Origin of the sequence: Streptomyces sp. NPDC090083 (genome assembly GCF_044747445.1) — a bacterium.
Taxonomy (GTDB): domain Bacteria; phylum Actinomycetota; class Actinomycetes; order Streptomycetales; family Streptomycetaceae; genus Streptomyces.
Genome location: NZ_JBIVED010000003.1, coordinates 65,215 through 83,252, shown reverse-complemented (window position 1 = coordinate 83,252; position 18,038 = coordinate 65,215). Strand labels below are relative to the sequence as shown.

At 70.0% G+C, this 18,038-nt stretch carries 14 protein-coding genes and 1 pseudogene; 6 read left to right on the top strand and 9 right to left on the bottom strand.

Features of this window, described 5'->3' with window-relative positions; all coding sequences use genetic code 11:
- Positions 1-127: 127 nt before the first annotated feature.
- The 3 genes from ACIPTO_RS11395 to ACIPTO_RS11385 form a co-directional block, all read right to left on the bottom strand.
- Positions 128-889: a zf-HC2 domain-containing protein gene (locus tag ACIPTO_RS11395; protein WP_366312914.1), complete on the bottom strand. Its 762-nt coding sequence runs from the start codon at positions 887-889 to the stop codon at positions 128-130.
- Between the two features lie 38 nt (positions 890-927).
- Complete coding sequence (locus ACIPTO_RS11390) at positions 928-1,449, bottom strand: sigma-70 family RNA polymerase sigma factor (RefSeq protein ID WP_019056398.1); 522 nt, start codon at positions 1,447-1,449, stop codon at positions 928-930.
- 329 nt (positions 1,450-1,778) lie between these two features.
- Positions 1,779-2,372, bottom strand: a complete 594-nt coding sequence (locus ACIPTO_RS11385) for a CGNR zinc finger domain-containing protein (protein ID WP_401190945.1) — start codon at positions 2,370-2,372, stop codon at positions 1,779-1,781.
- A 270-nt stretch (positions 2,373-2,642) separates the two neighbouring features.
- Between ACIPTO_RS11385 and ACIPTO_RS11380 the strand changes: the two genes are divergently transcribed.
- Positions 2,643-3,143, top strand: a complete 501-nt coding sequence (locus ACIPTO_RS11380) for a DUF1772 domain-containing protein (protein ID WP_401190943.1) — start codon at positions 2,643-2,645, stop codon at positions 3,141-3,143.
- A 124-nt stretch (positions 3,144-3,267) separates the two neighbouring features.
- Here ACIPTO_RS11380 and ACIPTO_RS11375 read toward each other — a convergent pair whose 3' ends face one another.
- The 6 genes and pseudogenes from ACIPTO_RS11375 to ACIPTO_RS11350 form a co-directional block, all read right to left on the bottom strand.
- Positions 3,268-4,428 (bottom strand): uroporphyrinogen-III synthase, encoded by a 1,161-nt coding sequence (locus ACIPTO_RS11375; RefSeq protein WP_366312908.1) that lies wholly within the window; start codon positions 4,426-4,428, stop codon positions 3,268-3,270.
- Between the two features lie 158 nt (positions 4,429-4,586).
- A complete protein-coding gene (locus ACIPTO_RS11370; protein WP_401190941.1) occupies positions 4,587-5,942 on the bottom strand; it encodes a nitrate/nitrite transporter in 1,356 nt (451 codons plus the stop codon).
- A gap of 192 nt (positions 5,943-6,134) precedes the next feature.
- Positions 6,135-7,427, bottom strand: a complete 1,293-nt coding sequence (locus ACIPTO_RS11365) for an acyltransferase (protein ID WP_401190940.1) — start codon at positions 7,425-7,427, stop codon at positions 6,135-6,137.
- Positions 7,424-9,547 (bottom strand): bifunctional polysaccharide deacetylase/glycosyltransferase family 2 protein, encoded by a 2,124-nt coding sequence (locus ACIPTO_RS11360; protein ID WP_366314418.1) that lies wholly within the window; start codon positions 9,545-9,547, stop codon positions 7,424-7,426. Before ACIPTO_RS11360 ends, ACIPTO_RS11365 begins: the two co-directional genes overlap by 4 nt.
- A 338-nt stretch (positions 9,548-9,885) precedes the next feature.
- Complete coding sequence (locus ACIPTO_RS11355; protein ID WP_401190938.1) at positions 9,886-10,674, bottom strand: hypothetical protein; 789 nt, start codon at positions 10,672-10,674, stop codon at positions 9,886-9,888.
- Between the two features lie 414 nt (positions 10,675-11,088).
- Positions 11,089-11,382: pseudogene (locus tag ACIPTO_RS11350) on the bottom strand (LysR family transcriptional regulator); the annotation flags it as partial.
- A gap of 260 nt (positions 11,383-11,642) precedes the next feature.
- On the opposite strand from ACIPTO_RS11350, the gene ACIPTO_RS11345 reads away from it, so the two are divergent.
- From ACIPTO_RS11345 to ACIPTO_RS11325, 5 genes are read left to right on the top strand one after another with little or no spacing between them, the layout of a single operon-like run.
- On the top strand, positions 11,643-12,914 hold the full coding sequence (locus tag ACIPTO_RS11345) for an ABC transporter substrate-binding protein (protein ID WP_401190936.1): 1,272 nt from the start codon (positions 11,643-11,645) through the stop codon (positions 12,912-12,914).
- The gene (locus tag ACIPTO_RS11340) at positions 12,911-13,870 is read left to right on the top strand and encodes a carbohydrate ABC transporter permease (protein WP_401190934.1); all 960 of its coding nucleotides are present in this window, start codon (positions 12,911-12,913) and stop codon (positions 13,868-13,870) included. Before ACIPTO_RS11345 ends, ACIPTO_RS11340 begins: the two co-directional genes overlap by 4 nt.
- Entirely contained in the window at positions 13,867-14,691 is an 825-nt protein-coding gene (locus ACIPTO_RS11335; RefSeq protein WP_366312896.1) for a carbohydrate ABC transporter permease, read from the top strand. The genes ACIPTO_RS11340 and ACIPTO_RS11335 overlap by 4 nt, the downstream gene beginning before the upstream one ends.
- 15 nt (positions 14,692-14,706) lie before the next feature.
- On the top strand, positions 14,707-16,947 hold the full coding sequence (gene yicI, locus ACIPTO_RS11330; protein WP_401190932.1) for an alpha-xylosidase: 2,241 nt from the start codon (positions 14,707-14,709) through the stop codon (positions 16,945-16,947).
- Positions 16,947-17,957 carry a LacI family DNA-binding transcriptional regulator gene (locus ACIPTO_RS11325; RefSeq protein WP_401190930.1) on the top strand — a complete coding sequence of 337 codons (1,011 nt, stop codon included), beginning with the start codon at positions 16,947-16,949 and terminating at the stop codon, positions 17,955-17,957. The genes yicI and ACIPTO_RS11325 overlap by 1 nt, the downstream gene beginning before the upstream one ends.
- The last annotated feature ends 81 nt before the right edge of the window (positions 17,958-18,038 follow it).

Below are 18,038 nucleotides of genomic sequence, written 5' to 3'. Positions count from 1 at the left end.
CGTACGCGAAGGAAAGCCTCCGTAGCGAGGGGCCTGCCGAGTGGATCTTGACAAAGACGCGGGGTCCGGGACGCGCACCTGGCGCGTCCCGGACCCCGGCGACCACATGTGGCCAGGCGTCACCCGCTCACGCGTCGACCGCCACGAGCTTCTTGCCGTCGAAGGTCATGACCTCGAAGTGGTCGATCTCGTTCGGCGTGAAGGCAGCTCCGCCCTGGGCGTAGAGGGGCTTCTTGGCCTCTTCCGTCTTGCCGTTCGCGATGCCGTAGCCCCAGGCCGGGACCGACCAGGAGCTCATCGTCTCGCGCTCGCCGTTCTTGCCGACCGCGATCAGGGAGCACTTCAGCGGGCCCTTGACGTTCTTGAGCTCCACGATCCCGAGCGTGCCCCAGTCCTTCTTGGACATCGCCACGGTCGCGGTGACCTTGGTGCTCGCGTCCGTCGCCGTGACCTTGTCGGACAAAGTGTCGAAGGTGGTCTTGGCGGTCGACGCGGCCACGGTGCCGCTGCTTCCCGAGCTGTCGCCGCCGTTGGCCGCGATCACGGCCAGCGGTCCCGCGATGATCAGGGCCGCCGCGGCGGCGATCATGTAGAAACTGCGCCGCCGCTTCAGCGCCCGACGTTCACCGACGTCGTCGACCAGCCGCTCCACCAGCCGTGGACTGGGTTTCGCGGACAGGGACTCGCCGATCGCGGGAGTGCCGGAACCCGGCAGATCCGCGAGCGCCGCCAGCATCGGTTCCATCCCGGCCAGCTCGTCGAGCTGCTGGGCGCACCACTCACAGGTGGCGAGATGGGCTTCGAAAGCGGTTGCTTCGGCGTCATCGAGAATTCCGAGGGCATAGGCGCCGACGGTCTCGTGTTCGTTCGAGCCCTGAGATCCCTGCATAGAACCAGGACTACCCGTTCCGTATCCCCCGTAAATGCTCATGCCGTCACCCCCCGCTCCTCCAGAGCAAGCTTCATCGATCGAAGGGCGTAGAACACCCTTGAGCGCACCGTGCCACTGGGGATGCCAAGCGTCTCGGCCGCCTCATTGACGGTACGCCCCTTGAAGTACGTCTCGACGAGCACCTCCCGGTGGGCCGGGGTCAGGTCGTCCAGCGCGTCCGACAGTGTCATCAGCCACAACGCCTTGTCGATCTCGTCCTCCGCGGGGATGACCTCCAGCGGCGACGGGTCCACCTCCTGCGGCCGGGCCTGCCGGCTGCGGTGACCGTCGATGACGATGCGCCGTGCCACCGTCACAAGCCAGGGTCGTACCGATCCGGTCGCCCGGTTGAGCTGGCCGGCGTTCTTCCAGGCCCGGATGAGCGTCTCCTGCACCACGTCCTCGGCACGCTGCCGGTCCCCGGCGACGAGCCGCAACACATAGGCGAGCAAGGGTCCGGCGTGCTCCCGGTACAGAGCACGCATCAGCTCCTCATCAGGTTCCGAGGACTGGGACATGCGATGTCGGGCCCTCGGTGCGTGTTCATTGGCCACGACGGAATCCTTGCGCACGCCCACCTCCGGTGTCCGGGGGTTCCCCCAGTCGGTCGCTCATGGAGAGGTACGCGGGCGGGTGGGCGGATGTTCAACGTGAGGCGACAGTTTCCTGCGGAGTGACGTGACGAGCTGGACATGGGTGCACATTCCCACCGTACGATCTTTACATTTCCACCACACGAGCAAGATCACCCGGGCTGCCCGGGCCGCCGCGGAGTGAAACGCACTGTTGTCGAAATCACTTCGCCCCTTGACGTGCCGTCACTTCACAGAAGCCGCAAATGGGATTCTCAGGCTCGCGCGAGCGCCGCCCGCCGCCGGTGCCGGGCCACCCTCTCCCGGTTCCCGCACACCTCGCTGGAGCACCAGCGGCGCCGACGGCCCCGGGACGAATCCAGATAGACGATCGGGCAGTTGTCCCCTTCGCACTCCCGGAGCGAAGCCCGCGCGACGGGATCGGTGAGCAGCTCGACGACGTCCCGCGCGATCACCGCGAGCAGCGCCTCACACCCCGGGGCCCCGTCCAACTGCCGCACCAGGACGCCCTCTTCGTCCGGTACGGCGCGGGGTGCGGGGGTGGCGGCACGGGCGAGGTCGTTGACGCGGGCGAGGGCGAGGTCGTGGCCCCGGGTGTCGGGGCCGGTGTTCCTGCGCACCAACGTCCCTATCTGCCCCCGCAGTTCACGGAAGCCGACCAGCCAGGCGGAGTCGACGTGGGCGAGCGGAGTGGCCGCCGGGACGAGCTCCGACCGGACGATCCACGCGCGCAACGGCTCCGGTGCGTCGAGCCGTTCCTCGGGGTGCGTGGTCGCGAGGAGATCCAGGCAGATCCGCCCGGCGTCGAAACGGAGCTCGTACGGGGCCATGGTCGAACCGAGTGCCATGTGCCTGTCACCGCCTAGGGAGTACCCCGGTCGTCGGTCGTGTCGGTGGGCTACGAGTGAGGTGGGGCCCGGCCTTCCGGCCCCTCCCCCTACAGTGCCCGCCCGCCGACGCGGCCGGAACCCCTCGTGCCGCCCGCGCCCGGACAACGGCCCGGACAACGGCACCGGCATCGCCACGGATGTCGGCATGGACGTCGGCATGGACGGTCGCGTATGCGGGCGCGCGTCTCGGCGATGTCCGGCGGGGCGTGCCGTCCGTTGACTGGGGCCATGACACGGACACAGGGCACGAACGGCACGGGCTGGGTACTGGGCGCGGCCACCGTCGCGATGGGGCTGGCCGCCGGGGTCTTCTACGTCTTCGCCTGCGCGATCATGCCGGCGCTGGCGCGCAGCGACGACCGGGTGTTCGTCGAGGTGATGCGCGACATCAACGACGTCATCCAGAACCCCGTCTTCTTCCTGAGCTTCATGGGGGCGCTGGTCCTGACCGGGATCGCGGCCTGGCAGTCCCGCGGCACGCCGTACCGGCGGTGGGTGTGGGCGGCGTCGGTGGCGTACGCGCTGGCGTTCCTGGTGACCATCGCCTTCAACATCCCCCTGAACGACACCCTCGCGGACACGGCTGACGTGGGAGCGGCCCGGGACCGGTTCGAGGACGCGTGGGTGGGATGGAACGTGGTGCGGGCGGCGCTGTCGACGGTGGGGGTGGGGTGTCTGGTGCGGGCGCTCGTGCTGTACGGGGGATTCCGGCGCGGGGGCGCTGGTTAGGGCGGGGGCCTGAGCGGGGGTGGGAACTCGGTGCGGGGAGGTGCCTGCTCCACGGCACGGGGGCGGAGCCCCGGCTGCGCCGGCACCGACGCCCCGGACCGACAACCCGCCAGGGCCGCCCTGCTCACGCCCCCGCGTACTTCGTGTCGGCCGCCGGATCCAGCGCCAGCCGGTACCCCCGCTTCACCACCGTCTGGATCAGCCTCGGAGAACCGAGTGCCGTGCGCAGCCGGGCCATCGCCGTCTCCACCGCGTGCTCGTCCCGCCCGGCACCCGGAAGCGCCCGCAGCAGCTCGGCCCGGGCCACCACCCATCCCGGCCGCCGGGACAGCGCCCTGAGCAGCGACATCCCGGCCGGCGGCACCGGCCGCAGCGCCCCGTCCACCAGCACCGCGTGGCCCCGGATCTCCACCCGGTGCCCGGCGATGGGCAGGGTGCGGGCCCGGCCGGGAAGCTCCTGGCAGAGCAGTTGGACGAGCGGGCCGAGCCGGAAGCGCTCGGGCTGGACCGTGTCGATGCCGTGGTTCTGGAGCGGCAGCGCGGTGACGGGCCCGACGCACGCCGGGAGGACGTCGTGGTGCAGGGCGGCGAGAAGGTCGGGCAGCAGCCCCCGCGTCTCGGCGCGGGACAGCAGCGACGCCGCGGCCGGCGCGCTGGTGAACGTCAGCGCGTCGAGCCCCCGCGCGACGGTCGCGTCCAGCAGCCGGTCCAGCGGAGCGATGTCCTCCGGTGGCATCCACCGGTACACGGGCACGACGACGACCTCCGCTCCCCCGGCCCGCAGCGCCTCCACGAACCCCGGCAACGGCTCGCCGTGCAGCTGAAGGCCGACCCGCCGCCCCTCGACACCCTGCTCCAGCAACCGGTCGAGCACCTCCGCCATGGACTCGGACGACGGCGACCACTCCTCGGTCAGCCCGGCCGCCCGTACCGCCCCCTTCACCTTGGGTCCCCGGGCGAGCAGTTCCACTCCGCGCAGCCGTTCGAGGAGCGCCTCCCCAAGACCCCACCCGTCGGCGGCCTCGATCCAGCCCCGGAACCCGATGGCCGTGGTGGCGACGACGACATCCGGCGCCTGCTCGATCAACTCCTTGGTCGCGGCGAGCAGTTCGCTGTCGTCGGCCAGGGGCACGATGCGCAGCGCGGGCGCGTGCACGACCACCGCACCGCGCCGCTGGAGCAACGCCCCCAGCTCGTCGGCACGGCGTGCGGCGGTGACGCCCACGGTGAACCCGGAGAGGGGCCCGTGCTGCGCGCGATCCGGTCGCTGCGGTTCCTCGTACATGGCTCTCGTCCCGAACGTAGTCGTACATGCGGCCGTACAGGCGGCCGTGGATGCGGTGGTGGGGCGGTGCGGCGGTGGTGGTCCGGTGGCTACATGCGAACCGAGCCTGTCAACGGCGCATGACAGGCTCGGTTCGACTCTATGTCGCCGGTGTTACGTCACACCTCCGCATAGCTGAGCTGGGTCTTCGTCTCCGATGCGGAAGCTTTGGCCTGAGCCTGGGCGGTGGGGCGGCGAAGGTATACGGCCCATGTCACCCCGAAGCAGAGGCCGTAGAAGACGAGGAAGGCGACGAACGCGCCGGTCCCGGAGCCGGAGGAGAGGAACGACTGGCGGAAGGCGAGGTTGATGCCGACCCCGCCGAGCGCGCCGACCGCCCCGATGAGCCCCATCGAGGCGCCGGAGAGCCGACGCCCGTAGGCGGCGGCCTCCTCCCCGGCGAGCCCCTTGGCGAGGGCCTTGGTCTGGAAGATGCCGGGGATCATCTTGTACGTCGACCCGTTGCCGAGCCCGCTGAGCGCGAACAGGACGACGAACACCGTCACGAACAGCGGCAGCGACTTCTCCATGCTGGCGACGACCAGGACCGCGGTCGCCGCGGCCATGGCGACGAAGTTCCACAGCGTGATCCGCGCGCCGCCGTAGCGGTCGGCGAGCCAGCCGCCGACGGGCCGGACGAGCGAGCCGAGCAGCGGCCCGATGAAGGTGAGGTACGCGGCCTGCAGCGGCGTACGCCCGAACTGCACCTGGAGCACCTGCCCGAACGCGAACGCGTACCCGATGAACGACCCGAACGTGCCGATGTACAGGAACGCCATGATCCAGGTGTGCCGGTCCCGCGCGGCGTCCCTGGCGGCGCCGGTGTCGTTCCTCACGGAGGTGAGGTTGTCCATGAAGAGCGCGGCGAGGACGGCGGCGACCAGGATGAGCGGGATGTAGATCCCGAGCAGCACGCGCGGCCCGCCGCTCGCCCCGATGATCGCGAGGGCGATCAGCTGGATGACCGGGACGCCGATGTTGCCGCCGCCGGCGTTCAGCCCGAGGGCCCAGCCCTTCTTCCGCAGCGGGAAGAAGGCGTTGATGTTGGTCATGGAGGAGGCGAAGTTGCCGCCGCCGATGCCGGCCAGCAGACCGATCCAGAGGAAGGTGCCGAAGGAGGTCCCCGGCTTCATCACGGCGAACGCGGCGACGGTCGGCACGAGGAGGAGGCTCGCCGAGACGATCGTCCAGTTCCGCCCGCCGAAGACGGCCACCGCGAAGGTGTACGGCACCCGGACGACCGCGCCGACCAGCGTGACCATCGAGGTCAGCAGGAACTTGTCGGCCGGGGTCAGCCCGTACTCCGGGCCCATGAACAGCACCAGCACGGACCACAGGGTCCAGATCGAGAACCCGATGTGCTCCGAGAGCACCGAGAACACGAGGTTCCGCCGGGCGACCTTCTCCCCGGTCTCCCTCCAGAACGTCTCGTCCTCGGGATCCCAGTGCTCGATCCACTTCCCAGCGGCTGTCATGACGCCTCCACGTGCGCTACGGGGTAACGAGCAGCGATACGTCCCGAAGGTAGGGAGGCCGCGTTTCGACCCTGTGGCTGTGAGTGACCGGAAGGGAACGTTGCTCTCACGGGCGGGGCCGGGCGCCGGTGAGGTGGGAGCGGAGCAGGGCGGAGGCACCGGCCCCGCCGGACTCCGCCCTGCTCCGCCTCCTCACGCTCCCCTGCGCCGGCTCCCCCCACCGCTGACCCCGTTGGGCCACAGCCGCGGCCTCCGCTTGGCGGCGATGTCCTCGATCCACCCGAACGCGAGGATCGCCACCGCGATCAGCGGCCAGATCAGCACGAACATCAGGAACGTGTCCGCCTTGTCGAGGAAGGACGTCGCCGCGTCGCTCCCCATGAAGGGGAGGTTGTACAGCTGGTCGATGATCGGGACCGTGGCCATGATGAGCAGGTTGTGCCACAGGTAGATCGTGACGGCGCGGTTGTTGGAGAGGGTCACCAGCTTGTCCCACCTGGCCAGGCGGCCGGGCAGCTCCTGCCACGACGGGGCGTACTGGAGCAGGATCACCACGACGCCGAAGGACCACGCCGCCTGGGCGAGCGGGATGTCGTTCAGGTCCCAGCCGTCGGGGCCCAGATGTCCCGAGGCCCACCACAGGCCGAAGCCCATGACCAGGGTCGCGCCGGACACCGCGAGATAGCGCGGGACCTGCTTCAGCACGCCCTCGTGGTGGGCGAAGCCCAGGACCCAGCAGCCGCCGTACACCGCGAAGTCGGACACCGCGTTGCCCGTCTCGCCGGGGATGGTGACCAGGCCGGTGCCCACCACCGCCGTCAGCGCCAGGGGAGCCAGCAGCGTCGCCCAGGGCATCCTGCGGAACGCCCACAGCAGCAGCGGTGACGCGATCACGAACCACAGGTACGCCCGCAGGTACCAGAGCGGTCCCGCCGCCTGGTCCGCCCACGTGCTCTCCAACAGGCCCGATTCCGACCCCAGATGCTCGGGGTACGGCGGCGCGCCGACCGGCACGAGGTAGTCGAGGACCTTCGCCGCTCCCCACCAGGTGCCGCCCATGTCGGGGTCCTTGAGCGGGTTCCAGCCCATCCCGAACATCATCACCAGCACCACCGCGGCGAACGCCCAGAGCGGGGGCAGCAGTCGGCGCAGCCGGCCCTTGATCACGCCCAGCGCGGGGCGGTTGAGGGACCGGGCCATCAGGGAACCCGCCAGCGCGAACATCACGCCCATCGACGGGAACAGCACCGAGAGCCACGCCCAGCCGAAGAGGTGGTAGACGACCACGCGGACCAGCGCGATCGAGCGGAGGAGGTCGAGGTAGCGGTCCCGGCCGCCGCCCTTGGCCTTCGCCGGTGTCGCCTCCGACGCCGACTCCGGCGCCGCCTCCGTTTCCTGCCGGCGCGGTCGAGGAATCTGCGGAGTCCCGTACACCGGCGTCGACTCGGGGCTCGTGCCCGCCCCGGTCGGGTATCCGTGCGTCATGCCACCGACCTCCGTTCGCTGTGGCCGCCGCGCTGCGTCGGCACCGGGCCGCCCGGCGCCTCCACGACACCCGTGCGCCGCAGCTTCTGCCAGCGCAGGCGTCCTCCGGTGAGTGCGGTGATCCAGGACTGGAGCAGGACGACGTACATGAGCTGGCGGTAGAGGATCTGCTGCAGGGGCAGCGAGACCAGGTGGGTCATGCGTTCGCGGTCCAGCCGGAAGGCGTACGCCGCGCAGAACGCCTGGATCGCGAGGACGCCCAGCCAGGCGAGGAACGTCTTCTCCGTCGGGCCGAACACCAGGCCGTAGAGCAGGAACACGTCGATCAGCGGGGCCAGGATCGGGGCGACCACCATGAACAGGGCCACCAGCGGGAGGCCCACCCTGCCGAAGCGGCCGGACGGACCCCGGTCGAGCAGGGCTCCCCGGTGCTTCCAGATCGCCTGCATCGTGCCGTAGGACCAGCGGTAGCGCTGGGACCAGAGCTGCTGGACCGTCTCCGGTGCCTCGGTCCAGGCCCGCGCCTTCTCGGCGTAGACCACGCGCCAGCCGTCGCGGTGCATCGCCATCGTGATGTCGGTGTCCTCGGCGAGGGTGTCGTCGCTCATGCCGCCGACCCGCTCCAGCGCGCTGCGCCGGAACGCCCCGACCGCGCCCGGGATGGTGGGCATGCAGCGCAGGATGTCGTACATCCGGCGGTCGAGGTTGAAGCCCATCACGTACTCGATGTGCTGCCAGGCCCCGATGAGGGAGTCGCGGTTGCCGACCTTGGCGTTGCCCGCGACCGCGCCGACGCGCGGGTCGCCGAAGGGCTGCACCAGCTCGCGCACGGTGGCCGGTTCGAAGACCGTGTCGCCGTCCATCATGACGATGAGGTCGTGACTGGCGTTCGCCAGACCGCGGTTGAGCGCGGCGGGCTTGCCCGCGTTGACCTGGCGCACGACCCGTACGTTCGGGAGGTTCATCGCCTCGACGATTCTCGCCGTACCGTCGGCCGAGCCGTCGTCGACGACGATCACCTCGATCGGATGCTCGCTCGCCATGAGGGAACGGACCGTGTTCTCGATGCACTTGGCCTCGTTGTAGGCCGGGACGAGCACCGTGACCGGTTCGGTGACCGGCGGGCCCCAGGCGAAGTCCTTGCGGCGCACCCGGCGGGCGTGGATCGCGGAGAGCAGCAGCATCATCGCGAAGCGGGCGATGACGAGCGAGCCGGTGATGGCGAGGCCGACCACCAGGACGTCCATGATGTTGTCCGAGGCCTGGACCAGGAAGATCCACGCCTTGCCCTTCCACAGGTCGACGCCGCTCACCGGGGTGAGCGCGCTGCGCGTGCCGAGCGCCTCGGTGAGGTTGCCGAAGGTGTAGCCCTTGGCCTGCATCTCCGGCAGGAACTTGTCCAGCGCCTGCACGGTCTGGTGCCGGTCGCCGCCCGAGTCGTGCATGAGGACGATCGCGCCCTTGCCCGCGCGCGGGGTGGCGTTGCTGATGATCTTCGCGACGCCGGGCTTCTGCCAGTCCTCGCTGTCCGTGTTGTTGACGACGGTGATGTAGCCGCGGCTGCCGATGTACTGGGTCACCGGCCAGGACAGGTTGTCCATCGCGTCGGCCGACGACGAGTACGGCGGCCGGAACAGCGACGTCCGGATGCCGGCCGCGCCGGTGATCGCCAGCTGGGTCTGGGACAGCTCCCAGTCGATGCGCCGCTTGGACTGGAAGGAGAGGTCGGGGTGGCTGAAGGTGTGCACACCGACCTCGTTGCCCTCCGCCACGATGCGTTTGACCAGGTCCGGGTAGCGCGAGGTCATCGTGCCGGTGACGAAGAAGACGGCGTGCGCGTGATGCTTCTTCAGCACGTCCAGGACCTTGGGCGTCCAGGTCGGGTCGGGGCCGTCGTCGAAGGTCAGGACGATCTCGCGGTCCGGCACGTCCAGACTGGTGGTACGGCCGCCGCGGGTGTCGATGACCGGGCCGCCGTCGAGGATCTTGTCCGGGACCTTGTTGGTCGCGGCCTCGGGCCGGATGCGGTGGTCGGCGAGGATCTCGCTGTGCACGTAGCCGCGCAGCATCAGCATCGCCAGCAGGGCGACCAGGAGCAGCATCGGCAGCAGGAACCGCATGGAGAGGCGGCGGCGCCGGAGCGGGCGCCGGGCGCGCGCGTCCCGTTCGGCCGCTCGCTTCGCGCGCGCGGAGCGCGGGGCGTGCGCCTTGGCCCCGGCCGGGCGAGAAGCCTGTGTCTCGGCCCCGGCCCCGCCCTGATGATGGGCCCGTGTCTCGGGTCCGGCTCCGCCCTGATGGTGGGCCCGTGTCTCGGTTCCGGTCGGGGGCGAGCCGTGCGCCCCGCCTCCGCCCGGGCGTGCGGCGCGGTCTCCGACTCCGTTTCCGTTGGCCGGAGTTGCTCCGTGACGGCCGCCCGAGGCCGGGTTCGCGGCCTTGGGACGGCGGTTGTGCGATGCCATCAGAGGATGTGCTCCGGGGTCCTGGTCGGGGCCGGCGCCTGTTCGGACGGCTCGGCCGGCCCCTGTGCCACGGGCGACGGGCTGCTCGGGGCGTCGGCCACCGTGCCGGTGCCCGCCGTCGGGCTAGGGGTCGATGACGGTTCGGGCGGCGGGCTCGAACTGGGCGCCGTCGTCGGATCGGACGGCGACGAGACCGGCAGCGATGGCTGTACGACCGGGTTGGTCGCGCTTCCGCCGCCCGACGTCGGGACGCTCCTGCTGGCGGACGGCTTCGGCGACGCGGACGTGCTCGCCTTGGCGCCGGGCTTCGCGGACGCGCCCGCCGAGGCGCTGACACTCACGCCGGGCGAGGGCGTCGTACCGTCGCCGGCCGTCGGGATGTTGCCCGGCGCGACACTGTCGGCGGCCCCGGACGGGCGGCCCGACTCGGCGGGCTGCGGCGAGGTGTCGACCTTGCCCGCGGGCGCGTCGTCCTTCTGCCCCGGCACCGGCAGCCACGGCGCGTCCGAACTCCCGGACAGCAGCGTGACGACGATGACGACGGCGTAGACCGCGCACGCGATGCCGACGGCCATGCCGATCCTGCGGTACCTGCGGCTGCGGCGGCCGGACTCGTCGACGAACACGGGTCCGTCGGAGCCCTCCTGCCCCGCGCCGGCACCGGTCTTGCCCGCGGGGTCCGCCTGCTGGGCGGGCCCGTCGAGCTGGACGGTGACTTCGTCGGGGTCGGCCTCGGCGGACGCGGTCCCCGGCAACGCGGCGGACGCGCCCCAGGGATCGGTGAGCATTCCGGCACCCGCGCCGAACGCCTGCTTGCCGGCGGGCGCCTCGGGCCACCCGGTCCGTGTCCGCGGCCTGTCCTTGGCGGCATGACGGCCGCCCTCCAGAACCTCTGATCCTCCACTCGGTGCCGTCGCTGCGGTCGCCGCAGCCACTCCAGTCACCGGAACCCCTTGGGCCTCTCCGCCTATGACCGGTACTTCTCTGGTCGCGGATGCAGCTTGGGGCCATTCCGGTTGGGCGTCTTCTCGCCACTTTTCCATGCGCACGCACATCCCCCCACGGGACTGTTCCGGGTGCGCAAACGACCCTGAGCACACGCCGCCGAACCGGGCCCCCACCCGGTCCGCGCGCCCCCCTTACCACACCGTGCTCAGGCCCTGAAGGTAGCGCACGGCGACGGCTCCATGTGACGGGATGCGTCATTTTCTCCTTTTTAGCATGTCCACGTCGATGGCTGGAATCCATCCGTTTACCCGCCGACGCGGCCGGCCGCGCTCCTTGCCGATCTCCACCGCAGCACGTCCAAGCGCATCGAATCCGGTGTGCACCAGCCCCTTTCGTCACACGAGCGACACGGCGGACAACGGCACCGGGTCCACCAGTGGCCGCACCACGCTCCGGGGCATGGCCGGAAAGTCCACCACGGCGAGGACCGGCACCCCCGTCCTCGCCACAACCCGCTCGAACTCCTCTTCGCCCACGACCTTGGGCGCGGACAACGGCACCTCGCCGGGCCCCGCCGGCCGATACCCCTCGGGCAGCGGCGCGGAGCCATCCCCACCCTCGCCCCCACGCTCACGCTCATGCTCCCGCTCATCGAATCGCTTGCGTCAATCTCCGCCCAACCCATTGACGCCTCCACGGCCCCTACATACCTTCCTCCATCGAAGCGCTTCGACGATCCTCGTCGAATCGATTCGACCCCCTCCGACTCCCCTGGAGGCACTGGATGCTGACGACACAACGGCGGGCAATGGCAGCCGCACTGATCCTCACCGGGTCCCTCCTCCTCACCTCCTGCGGCGGCGGCTCGGACGACGGCTCTTCGGACGGCAAGACCCTCAAGCTCTGGCACTACGAGGGACCCGACAGCGCGATGGGCGTCGCCTGGAACGAGGCGATCAAGGAGTTCGAGGCCCAACACCCGGGCGTGAAGGTGAAGTTCGAGGAGAAGGGCTTCGAGCAGATCCAGAAGACGGCGCCCATGGTCCTCAACTCCTCCGACGCCCCGGACGTCATGGAGTACAACAAGGGCAACGCGACGGCGGGCCTGCTCTCGAAGCAGGGCCTGCTCACCGACCTCACCGCCGAGGCGAAGGCGCGCGGCTGGGACAAGAAGATCCCGTCGAGCGTGGGCACGACCGACGTCTACGACGCCAACGGCGTGATGGGCTCCGGCAAGTGGTACGGCGTCACCGACTACGGCGAGTACACGATGGTCTACTACAACAAGGACCTCTTCAAGAAGTACAAGGTCGCCGAGCCGAAGACCTTCGACGAACTGACCACCGCGCTGGGCGAGTTCAAGGCCAAGGGCATCACCCCGCTCGCCAACGCCGGCGCCGAGTACATCGCCCAGCAGTACCTCTACCAGCTCGCCCTGTCGAAGGCGGACCGCGCCTGGGTCGACACGTACGAGCTGTACAAGGGGAAGACGGACTTCCACGACCCGGCCTGGACGTACGCGGCGACCACTTTCGCGGACTGGGTGAAGAAGGGCTACATCGCCAAGACCTCCAGCGGCACCAAGGCCGAGGACGCCGGAGTCTCCTGGATCCAGGGCAAGGCACCGATCCTGTTCTCCGGCAGCTGGTGGTACGGCCGCTTCCAGACGGAGGCCACGTTCGACTGGGACACGACGCTGTGGCCCGGCTCGAACCTCACCCTCGGCTCCGGCGGCAACATCTGGGTCGTCCCCAAGGGCGCCAAGAACAAGCAACTCGCCTACGACTTCATCGACATCACCCTGTCGAAGAAGATCCAGAACCTGATGGGCAACAAGGGCGGCATCCCGGTCGCGGCCGACACCTCGGCGATCACCGACCCCAAGTCCCAGCAGCTCATCGCCAACTTCAACACCGTCTCCGCCCGTGACGGCCTCGCCTTCTACCCGGACTGGCCGGTCCCCGGCTTCTACGACGTCCTCGTCTCCGAGACCCAGAAGCTGATCACGGGCAGCGAGAAGCCGGACGCCTATCTGAGCAACCTGCAGAAGGCGTACGACAAGGGCGTCCCGTCGACATGACGGTCACCGTCGAGAAGGACGGCCGGGTGCTCCGCACACGTGACGCCGCACGGCACCCGGCCCGTCGCCCCCGTACCTCGTACGCCCTCTTCCTCCTTCCCGGCGCCCTCGCGGCGCTGGCCGTGATCGTCGTCCCGTTCCTGATGAACACGGCCGTGAGCTTCACGAGGTGGCAGGGCGTGGGCGACCCCACGTGGACGGGGCTCGCCAACTACCGTGACCTGCTGGACGACGCGGAGTTCTGGGCGTCCTTCCGGCACAGCCTGTTCATGGTCGTGGCGATGGCGGCCGTACCGACGGTCGTCGGACTCGTCCTGGCCGCCGCCCTGTTCGACTACGTCGCCAAACACTTCGGCACCCGCATCGCCACGGTCCTCCGCGCCTGCTTCTACCTCCCCCAGGTGCTGCCGATCGCGGTCGCCGGCATCGTCTGGAGCTGGATCCTCGCCCCCGACAACGGCTCCCTCAACGCCCTTTTGAAGGCGGTGGGGCTGGGCTCCTGGCAGCAGGACTGGCTGGGCGACCCGGACATCGCGCTCTACAGCGTCATGGGTGTCATGGTCTGGGTCCAACTCGGCTTCCCGCTGGTGGTGTTCATGGCCGGGCTGCAACGCGTCGACCCCCAGCTGTACGAGGCGGCCGAGCTGGACGGCGCGGGCTGGTGGCGCCGCTTCTGGCACATCACGCTGCCGCAGATCCGCCCCGAGATCTACGTCGTCCTCACCTGGTGCACGATCGCCGCGCTCAAGGTGTTCGGCGCGGTCTACGTCCTCACCAAGGGCGGCCCGGGCGGTGCGACCGACGTCCCGTCCTACTTCTCCTTCACCACGTTCTTCGAGAAGACCCAGGTCGGCTACGGAGCCGCGATATCAACGGTGTTGACGGTGATCATCCTGGTGCTCTCCCTCGCCTTCCTGAGACTCCAGACCCGCGCGGAGGAAGGTGACCGCGCATGACGACCGCCCTGCGCCGCTACCCGGTACTGATCGCCCTGTGCCTCGCGGCCCTCTTCATGGTCGTGCCGTTCCTGATCGTCCTGGTCAACGCCGTGAAGTCACCGGCCGAGTACTCCGAGCACGGCCCCCTCAGCCTCCCCAGGGGCCTCTACCTGAACGGCATCGAGGACTTCTGGCAGCGCGTCGACTTCGGCCGGAAACTCCTCAACTCGGCGCTGATCAGCGGCTCGGTGGCCGTCCTCGCGGCTGTCCTGTCCGTCCTCAACGCGTACGCGATCGGCATCGGCCGGATCAAGGGCCGCACCTGGGTCCTGGCGTTCTTCGTCCTCGCCAACATGCTGCCGCAGGAGGCGCTGGTCTACCCGCTCTACTACCTGAGCAAGCAAGTCGGCCTGTACGACACGAGGTTGAGCGTCATCATCGTGTTCACGGTGATCCAGGCGGCGTTCGGCACCTATCTCCTCTCGTCCGTGCTCGGCCAGTTCCCCCGCGAGATCATCGAGGCGGCCCGGATCGACGGCGCCGACAAGTGGCAGGTGCTGTGGCGGATCGTGGTCCCCGTCAGCCGGCCCACGATCGGCGTGCTGCTCGTCTTCTTCTTCATCTGGACCTGGAACGAGTTCCTGCTCCCCCTGGTCATGCTGATCTCCAACGACAACCAGACCGTGTCGGTGGCCCTCGGCGTCCTCCAGGGCCAGCGTCTGATGGACGCCACGATGACCAACGCGGCAGCGCTGCTGGGCGTGTTGCCCGCCATCGTCTTCTTCCTCGTCTTCCAGCGGACCCTCACGCGCGGCATCGCCGTGGGCGCCGTCAAGTAGTAAGGGGACCCCCACATGAAGTTCACCGACGGCTACTGGCTGCTGCGCGAGGGCGTCACCGCCGCCCATCCGGTCGAGGTCCTCGATGTCACCGCCGCGGAAGGGGCGTTGGAGATCCACGCGCCGACCATGCCGATCCGCCACCGCGGCGACCTGCTGAAGGGACCGGTCGTGACGATCAGCGCGCACGCCCCGATGCCCGACGTCATCGGCGTCACCTTCACCCACTTCGAGGGCGAACAGCCGCGCGGCCCCCAATTCGACGTCCACAGCGAGGAGTTCGCGGTCCAGACGTCGTACGACGACGAGCACGCGACCCTCACCTCCGGCGCGCTCTCCGTCCAGGTCGCCCGTACCGGCCCCTGGCACGTCGACTTCCTCGCCCACGGCCGGGTCCTCACCGGCAGCGGCCCCAAGGGCATGGGCATCATGCGCGACGCGACCGGAGCCCACTATCTGCGCGAGCAACTGGGGCTCCAGGTGGGCACGTCCGTCTACGGACTCGGCGAGCGCTTCGGCCCGCTCGTCAAGAACGGCCAGGTCGTCGACATGTGGAACGCCGACGGCGGCACCGCCACCGAACAGGCCTACAAGAACATCCCCTTCTACCTCACCGACGCGGGCTACGGCGTCTTCGTCGACCACCCCGGCCGGGTCTCCTTCGAGGTCGGCTCGGAGGCGGTGTCCCGGGTCCAGTTCAGCGTGGAGAGCCAGCAGTTGACGTACTACGTCATCTACGGCCCGACCCCGAAGGACATCCTCCGCAAGTACTGCGCCCTCACCGGCCGCCCGGCGCTCCCGCCCGCCTGGTCGTTCGGCCTGTGGCTGTCGACGTCGTTCACCACCTCCTACGACGAGGAGACGGTGACGTCGTTCATCGAGGGCATGCGGGAGCGTGAACTCCCGCTGTCCGTCTTCCACTTCGACTGCTTCTGGATGCGCGAGTTCAACTGGTGCGACTTCGAGTGGGACCCGAGGGTCTTCCCCGACCCGGCGGGCATGCTCGCCCGGCTCAAGGAACGCGGGCTGCACATCTGCGTGTGGATCAACCCGTACATCGCGCAGCGCTCCCCGCTCTTCGCCGAGGGCAAGGCACTAGGTCATCTGCTGCGCAGGCCGGACGGCAGTGTGTGGCAGTGGGATCTGTGGCAACCGGGCATGGCCCTGGTCGACTTCACCAGTCCGGCCGCCCGCGACTGGTACGCCGGAAAGCTGGAGGCGCTCCTCGCGCAGGGCGTCGACTGCTTCAAGACCGACTTCGGCGAGCGCGTCCCCGTCGACGTCGCCTACGCGGACGGCGCCGACCCCGAGCGGATGCACAACTACTACACCTACCTGTACAACCGCACCGTCTTCGACGTCCTGCGCAAGCACCGGGGCGAGGGCGAGGCGGTCGTCTTCGCCCGCTCGGCCACGACCGGCAGCCAGAAGTACCCCGTTCACTGGGGCGGCGACTGCGAGGCGACGTACGAGTCGATGGCCGAGTCCCTGCGCGGCGGCCTCTCGCTCGGCCTGTCCGGCTTCGGCTACTGGAGCCACGACATCGGCGGCTTCGAGGGCACCCCGACCCCGGCCCTCTTCAAACGCTGGCTGGCCTTCGGCCTGTTGTCCTCCCACAGCCGTCTGCACGGCAGCTCGTCGTACCGCGTCCCGTGGCTCTTCGACGAGGAATCCGTCGACGTCCTGCGGCAGTTCACCCGCCTGAAGCTGAGCCTCATGCCGTACCTCTACGAGGCCGCGCGCACCGCCGCCGCCGACGGTGTGCCGATGATGCGGGCGATGGTGCTGGAGTTCCCGGACGACCCCGGATGCGCGCACCTGGAACGGCAGTACATGCTCGGGAGCGATCTGCTGGTCGCGCCCGTCTTCAGCGACGACGGAGACGTCTCGTACTACGTGCCCGAGGGCACCTGGACCCACTACCTCACCGGCCGCACGGTCACCGGGCCGCGCTGGGTGCGCGAGCGGCACGGCTTCGACAGCGTGCCGCTGCTGGTGCGGCCCGGCGCGGTGATCCCGGTGGGCGCGGTGGCCGACCGGCCCGACTACGACCACGCCGACGGCGTGACCCTGCGGGCGTACGGGCTGGCGCGGGGCGCGCAGGTGACGGTGTCCGTCGGCGAGGTGACCTTCACCGTCGTACGGGAGGGGGACACGCTCCGGGCGTCCTGCACCGATCCGTCGCTGTCGTGGGCGCTGGCCGCCGGGGACAGGACGCGGTCGGGCAGCGGATTCCTGACCCTGGAGCTGGGCTGATGGTGAAGATCACGGACGTGGCCCGGCACGCCGGCGTCTCCCCCAGCACCGTGTCGTACGCCCTGAGCGGCAAGCGGCCGATCTCCGAGGAGACCCGGCTGCGCGTCGAGGCGTCGATCCGCGAGCTGGGCTACCGCCCGCACGCCGGTGCCCGCGCCCTGGCCAGCAGCCGGTCGAACGTGCTGGCCCTGGTGATCCCCTTACGGACCGGCATCCATGTCCCGGTCGTCATGCGGTTCGCGGTGTCCGTGGTGACCACCGCCCGCCGGCACGACCACGACGTCCTCCTGCTCACCCAGGAGGAGGGCGAGGAGGGCCTGCGCCGGGTCGCGGACACGGCACTCGTCGACGCGATGATCGTGATGGACGTCCAACTCGACGATCCCCGGCTGCCGTTGCTGCGTTCCCTGGACCGGCCGTCGGTGATGATCGGCTTCCCCGCCGAGGCGGACGGACTGACCTGCATCGACCTCGACTTCAGGGCGGCCGGCGAACTGTGCGTGGAACGGCTGGCCGGCCTCGGGCACCGGGTCGTCGCGCTCGTCGGGTCGCCGCCCGAGGTGTACGTCCGCCAGACGGCCTTCGCCCAGCGGGTCGTCCAGGGTTTCACGGCCGCCGCCGACCGCAACGGCCTGGCCTCCTCCGTCCACCCGTGCGAGGCGGCACCGGCCGCCGCGCTCGCCGTGGCGGAGCGACTGCTGCGTGAGCAGCCCGCGTTGACCGGGGTCGTCGTCCACAACGAACCGCTTCTGGAACCCCTCGTCGACGCCTTCGAGCAGCTCGGGCTGCGCGTCCCCGGCGATCTCTCGATCACCGCGATCTGCCCCGACGAACTCGCCGAGTCGGCACGGGTCCCGGTCACGTCCGTCGCGCTGCCCGCCGCCGAACTCGGCTCCCGGGCCGTCGAGTTGCTGATGAGGAAGCTGGACGGCCAGGACGTGCCCGACGCGACGCTGCTGGCGCCCCGGCTCACCGAGCGCGCGAGCACGGCACCGCGCAACGCGCCCTGATCCCACCCCTGTCGACGCAAGGCCTCCCGGTGAAGGAGCCGCGACACGAAAGGCAGGAGAAGAAGACACCCCCTTCCCCTT

Coding starts and splice junctions, on each gene's coding strand:
- ACIPTO_RS11395 (WP_366312914.1), bottom strand. CDS start 889: ATGCAGGGATCTCAGGGCTCGAACGAACACGAGACCGTCGGCGCCTAT.
- ACIPTO_RS11390 (WP_019056398.1), bottom strand. CDS start 1,449: ATGTCCCAGTCCTCGGAACCTGATGAGGAGCTGATGCGTGCTCTGTAC.
- ACIPTO_RS11385 (WP_401190945.1), bottom strand. CDS start 2,372: ATGGCACTCGGTTCGACCATGGCCCCGTACGAGCTCCGTTTCGACGCC.
- ACIPTO_RS11380 (WP_401190943.1), top strand. CDS start 2,643: ATGACACGGACACAGGGCACGAACGGCACGGGCTGGGTACTGGGCGCG.
- ACIPTO_RS11375 (WP_366312908.1), bottom strand. CDS start 4,428: ATGTACGAGGAACCGCAGCGACCGGATCGCGCGCAGCACGGGCCCCTC.
- ACIPTO_RS11370 (WP_401190941.1), bottom strand. CDS start 5,942: ATGACAGCCGCTGGGAAGTGGATCGAGCACTGGGATCCCGAGGACGAG.
- ACIPTO_RS11365 (WP_401190940.1), bottom strand. CDS start 7,427: ATGACGCACGGATACCCGACCGGGGCGGGCACGAGCCCCGAGTCGACG.
- ACIPTO_RS11360 (WP_366314418.1), bottom strand. CDS start 9,547: ATGCGGTTCCTGCTGCCGATGCTGCTCCTGGTCGCCCTGCTGGCGATG.
- ACIPTO_RS11355 (WP_401190938.1), bottom strand. CDS start 10,674: ATGCTCACCGATCCCTGGGGCGCGTCCGCCGCGTTGCCGGGGACCGCG.
- ACIPTO_RS11345 (WP_401190936.1), top strand. CDS start 11,643: ATGGCAGCCGCACTGATCCTCACCGGGTCCCTCCTCCTCACCTCCTGC.
- ACIPTO_RS11340 (WP_401190934.1), top strand. CDS start 12,911: ATGACGGTCACCGTCGAGAAGGACGGCCGGGTGCTCCGCACACGTGAC.
- ACIPTO_RS11335 (WP_366312896.1), top strand. CDS start 13,867: ATGACGACCGCCCTGCGCCGCTACCCGGTACTGATCGCCCTGTGCCTC.
- yicI (WP_401190932.1), top strand. CDS start 14,707: ATGAAGTTCACCGACGGCTACTGGCTGCTGCGCGAGGGCGTCACCGCC.
- ACIPTO_RS11325 (WP_401190930.1), top strand. CDS start 16,947: ATGGTGAAGATCACGGACGTGGCCCGGCACGCCGGCGTCTCCCCCAGC.